Source organism: Streptomyces sp. SP17BM10 (assembly GCF_036322405.1).
GTDB lineage: Bacteria > Actinomycetota > Actinomycetes > Streptomycetales > Streptomycetaceae > Kitasatospora.
Genome location: NZ_JAQYXB010000406.1, coordinates 1 through 1,234, shown reverse-complemented (window position 1 = coordinate 1,234; position 1,234 = coordinate 1). Strand labels below are relative to the sequence as shown.

The following is a 1,234-nucleotide window of genomic DNA, read 5'->3' as shown; positions in this document are numbered from 1 at the left end:
TCTGTCCGTCCACGGGGACCTTGGCCCTGGTGGCGAGGTTGCCGACGCCGGCGGTGTAATTGCGGGTGCGGCCGTCGCTGCCCTTGACGGTGGCCAGCGCGGCGGGCAGGCCGTCGTCCTTCACCAGCGCGTTCAGGCTCGACTGGACGCTGTCCGACCGGCCGCCCGCGAACGCCGCGGTCGGCGCGAGGGTCGAGGCCGCCACGACGCCGGCGGCCACGGTGGCCACGGCTACCGCCAACCCGCGCCGGCCCCGATGGCGCAGCTTGGCCCGGTTGTGCTGTACGTGCTCGTTCACGGAGGAACTCCTCTGCTGGAGGGGGAAGTTGGTGGGGGGCGGGTTCTGCGCGCAGGCGCGCGCAGAACCCGCTGGTCGTACCGGTGCCGACGCTCAGGCCGGATCGGGTGGGGTCAGTGGCACAGGGCGGAGTCCACTGCGGCCTCCACGCCCTTCCCGGCCGCGTCACCCGGGATCATGGTCACCGCGAGGTTGACGGCGCGGCCGTCGTCGGTGGTGCCCCCGGCGGTGTAGTAGCCCGGAATGGTCCCGCCGTGGCCCCAGAACACGCCTCCGCACGACAGCGGCGTGCTCATCAGGCCCAGCCCGTAGCGGACGCCCGGACCCACCTCGTCCGCGGGGACGGTGGTGCGCATTTCGGCGAGCTGGGCCGCCGGGAGGAGCCTGCCGCCGAGCAGTGCCGTGTAGAAGCGGACGATGTCGCTGTTGGTGGAGACGACGGCGCCCGCCGCCCAGCCCCAGGACGGGTCGAGCTCGGTGTAGTCGTGGAACGAGCCGTCGGCGTCCTGGTTGTACCCCTCGGGGTGGGCCTCGTGGATGGTCATGTCCCCCGGGGTGGGGAAGTAGGTGTGGCGCAGGCCGATGCGGTCGACGATGCGCCGGTTGACCTCCTCACCGAGCGGCCGCCCGGTGAGCTTCTGGATGATCAGACCCGCCACCAGGTAGTTGGTGTTGCTGTACTCCCAGCGCGTGCTCGGGGCGAAGTGAGCCTTCTGGGCGAGGGCCGCGTCGAGCAGTTCACGCGGCTCGTAGTACCGCTTCGGGTTGTTGAGGATCACGTCCTTGTCCACGTATTCGGGCAGGCCGCTGGTGTGCTGGAGCAGTTGACGGACGGTGATGTTGCGTCCGTCGATGCCGTCGCCGCGCAGCAGGCCGGGCAGGTAGGTGTCGACGGACGTGTCGAGGTCGATCTTTCCTTCGGCGACGAGCTGGAGG

Annotated in this window: 1 protein-coding gene and 1 pseudogene; both read right to left on the bottom strand. The window is 70.8% G+C overall.

The window, feature by feature from the left end; translation table 11 throughout:
• Nucleotides 1-298 (bottom strand): annotated as a pseudogene (locus PUR71_RS03340) (serine hydrolase); the annotation flags it as partial.
• A gap of 113 nt (nucleotides 299-411) precedes the next feature.
• The coding region (locus tag PUR71_RS03335) for a serine hydrolase domain-containing protein (RefSeq protein WP_329924786.1) at nucleotides 412-1,234 on the bottom strand (823 nt) is incomplete at its 5' end.